Annotated in this window: 3 protein-coding genes; 2 read left to right on the forward strand and 1 reads right to left on the reverse strand. The window is 63.4% G+C overall.

The genetic code is table 11. The features are described 5' to 3' along the window. Positions 1–333: 333 nt before the first annotated feature. On the forward strand, positions 334–867 hold the full coding sequence (locus ACG2LG_RS23580; RefSeq protein ID WP_396263288.1) for a hypothetical protein: 534 nt from the start codon (positions 334–336) through the stop codon (positions 865–867). 84 nt (positions 868–951) lie between these two features. On the opposite strand, the gene ACG2LG_RS23585 is transcribed toward ACG2LG_RS23580, so the two are convergent. Further along, on the reverse strand, positions 952–1,740 hold the full coding sequence (locus ACG2LG_RS23585) for a transposase (RefSeq protein ID WP_396263290.1): 789 nt from the start codon (positions 1,738–1,740) through the stop codon (positions 952–954). Between the two features lie 165 nt (positions 1,741–1,905). Between ACG2LG_RS23585 and sppA the strand changes: the two genes are divergently transcribed. Further along, entirely contained in the window at positions 1,906–3,435 is a 1,530-nt protein-coding gene (gene sppA, locus ACG2LG_RS23590) for a signal peptide peptidase SppA (RefSeq protein WP_396263291.1), read from the forward strand. Positions 3,436–3,670: the final 235 nt, after the last annotated feature.

The following is a 3,670-nucleotide window of genomic DNA, read 5'->3' on the forward strand; positions in this document are numbered from 1 at the left end:
CGCTCGGTCACCCTCACGCAGTTGGCTTCTGGTAGTGCTTTCTTCTTTCATCGTTTCATCACACGGGGGACTTGAACCCCCTTTGGTTCCAACCCGTGATGGGCATACACAAGGCGGTGGTGGACAAGCAGCTACTCGCTCCGAGTCGAAATGACCCTGTTTACTTCAACCCTTAACCCTGTTTCGGAGGTGCGCTCCCAATAGCCGCTGCCACACCTCGGACGTTGGGCAGCAAATCAGATGCACGAGGCGGAGTTCAAGAAGTGGGACCCAAGACCCACCCATCAAAAGCGAGGAGGTGGCACCTGTAGTATGGGCTGCCTCGCAGCGGTCTTGGTGCCGGTGATCCTGTTTTTCGTCCCCCTTCCGGAGGCTCCGATCAAGGCCTACCCCGTTTACGGGGACTCCAGCTTTGATGTGCTCCAACATAGAGTGATTCTGTCACTCGGTACTGCTGCCGAGTATGATCAGAGCCGGTACGGAATGAAGCGGTTGTTTCGAGTTTGGATTGATGTTCCGAACGAGAGATGGGGTAAATCAGCTGTCACGCTTGAGTGCACCAAGATCCAGTATCGCTTCAATGAAGGCGGGTGGGAAGATGCGGATCGTGTCCCAGAGGCTGACTACCGCGGTGGGGGATCTGCACGCATTGTATTCTGGTCCCCGCGCGTCCATGATCTTGAAGAGATCGACGCGAGTCGCGAGAGCTTCAAGATGCGCGCGGGCCGCTATGATTTGCGAGTCTCTTTCAGCGGAGAAGATGGCGCAGAGCAGGTTGTCTCGACAACTCTGACTCTCGGGGAGAGGACGGAGCGGCACTGGACATCCATTCGGGAAACACTTGAAGAGCTCTCCGGTATCCACTGATGAATCGACAAGCCCAACCCCAAAGATAGCTGGTGAGCTTGCCTCACAGCTATCCGTTGTTGGACGAGCCCGGCCTTGTGGGGGTCAGCGGGATGATTGAGACCTATGCGGATTCGATTCATGCCTGAAATTCAGGCACTTGCGGTGGCGACCCGGATTTGAAGTGGCCCATGAAGCCGTCGGCGGGGGCCACGGTCTTTGCGCCGCAGGCGCAGGGTCCGTGCATGGCGCTGGTCGGGCAATTCCGAGCGATGGCGGCTTCCGAGGAGAGGTTTGTACGGTGGAAACCGGAGTGAGTGGACGCACGTTCCCAGAGGCCGCAGGTGGCTGGTCCTTTGTCGGGGTCTTGCGTGGCTTGGGATGAGTCATGTTCGGGGCGGTCCGCGCGGGCGGATGGTGGCGATGAGCTTCATCTCCGCGCCGCAGTGCCCGCATCGCGGGACGGGGGGGGTCGGGAAGGACAGGCACGGGTTCGTCGAGCTGGCCGCAGACCAGGGCGCGGACGAGCAGGCGCGTCTTGCGGGCCGCGCCGCTCATCCATCCGAAGTGGCGCACCCGCACGAATCCCTTGGGCAGGACATGGATGAGCCAGCGGCGCAGGAACTCGTCGGGATGAAGGGCGACGACATGGGGGCGGTTGGTGCCGCTCTCATGACACAGCAGGCGGATGCGCCCATCGGTGGTGTATCCGTGTTGCGGACCCAGAGCCCGGGCGGAGGGGGCATCGCGGATTTCCCGGCTGGAAGATCGACGGATCCGCGCTATGAGTTCGCTTCCCGTTTGAATTTCCGAGATCTCATGAGAACCCTGCTGCCATTCCTCGCCTCCGCCGCCCTCGCCGCCGCGGCCGGCAAACCCATCGTCGCCGTCTATGACCTCGAGGGCACCCTATCCGAGAACGGGCGGGCGGAGGCCTCGATGCTGTCGATGAATCTCGACGCCGAGCGGCCGCTGACCTTCCACGATCTCTCCGTGGCTTTCCGCGAGGCCGCCGCGGATGAAGCGGTGCAGGCGATCGTGCTCGATGCCGACGGCGCGATGCTGACCCTGCCGCAGATCCAGGAATTGCGGCGCCACCTGATCGACGCCCGCGAGGCCGGCAAGGATGTCTGGATCTACAGCGACTACTTCAACAACAAGACCGCCCTGCTCGGCTCGGCCGCGAACCGGTTCGTGCTGATGCCCGAAGCCGCGGTGAACTTTTCCGGGATCCACGCCGAGTCGATGTATTTCAAGGGCATGCTCGACAAGGCCGGGCTCGAGGCCGAGGTCGTCCACATCGGCGACTTCAAGAGTTTCGGCGAGGAGTTCTACCGCACCGGCCCGAGCGAGTTCGCGGCGAAGCAGACCGAGGAACTGATCGACGGGATCTTCTCGGAAATCGTTGATGACGTCGCCTCAGGACGCCGAATCGACCGGGCCAAGGTCCTCGAGATGATCGACCGCGGTACGTTCAACGTCGACGACGCCAAACAGGCGGGCCTGATCGACGACCGCCAGCACCGCACCGACTTCAACGCCATGCTGCGGGAAAAGTACGCCGAGGCGAAGTTCGACCGCGAGTATGCCCTGCCGGATCTCGACGGGCCGGATGTCGACAACATCTTCGACGTGTTCAAGCTGCTCATGTCGTCGGCCGACGATGCCGACTCGAAGAGCGACTACGTCGCCGTGGTGGCGATGCAGGGTGGCATTTCCGATGCCTCGGTGGCACCCGTGCGGAAGGCCATCGTCAAGCTGCTCAAGGACGAGCATGCCAAGGCGCTGGTGCTGCGGGTCGATTCACCCGGCGGTTCGGCGCTTTCCTCCGAAGTCCTGTGGGAGGTGACCGACGAGTGGAAGTCGACCGGACGACCGCTGGCGGTCTCGATGGGAGGGGTTGCCGCGAGCGGCGGCTACTACATCTCCGCCGGCGCCGCCCGGATCTTCGCCGAGCCCGGCACGATCACCGGCTCGATCGGCGTGGTGGGCATGAAGCTCGTCGTCGCTGAAGCGATGGAGAAGATGGGGATCACGACCCACTCGGTGAAGCGCGGCGAGCACGCCGATGCGATGTCGATGACCAAGGGATTCAGCGAGGAGGAGGAGGCGCTCGTCCGCAAGTCGATGGAGGAGGTCTATGGAACCTTCAAGAAGCGCATCGTCGATGGTCGCGGTGAGCGCCTGAAGGGCGAACTGGAGCCGCTGGCGGGCGGACGCGTCTATACCGGACGCCGCGCGCTGGAGCTGGGTCTTGTCGATGAACTCGGCGGGCTTACCGACGCCATTGCCTGGGCCGCCGACAAGGCCGGGATCGGGGAACCGAAGTCGCGCTTGCTGCCGGAACCAAAGAGCCCGCTCGAAGGCCTCTTCTCGAAGCCGGAAAAGGACAAGGACGGCGAGTTGGTCGGCATGAGCCCGGCCCGGCCTTCGGTCTCCGAAGCCCTGGCGGCGATGATCCAGGAAACCACCCTGGCGGCCCTGCCGGAAAGCACCCGCCACTCGGTCGGCCGTGCGGTGCAGCGGCTGCGGGCGATCGAGGAAAACCGCGTCCAGCTCATCGGCCCGGATCTGGAGCTCCGCTGGTGACAGTGGTGCCTGAACCAACGCTCAGGCAGGAACCCGCACGAGACCCACCTTCCGCCCGATCACCGCTGACGGCGTCAACCTTGGCTTTTCGGGACTGGTACCCCGACATGTAAGGGCGACGGCGGGACATCCTCGTGCCGCGCTCAACCGACTGGCCTCACGCGCAAGGCCCGCAGGGAAAACAGGCGGGCTTCGGCCGACTCGCGAATTGGCCGCGCGCCGTTCTTCCTCTTGG

Origin of the sequence: Haloferula sp. A504 (genome assembly GCF_044385805.1) — a bacterium.
Lineage (GTDB): Bacteria > Verrucomicrobiota > Verrucomicrobiia > Verrucomicrobiales > Akkermansiaceae > Haloferula.

What these genes read in the sequence shown, in the direction of transcription:
- sppA (WP_396263291.1), top strand. Translation starts at nt 1,906, where the DNA reads ATGCTGACCCTGCCGCAGATCCAGGAATTGCGGCGCCACCTGATCGAC.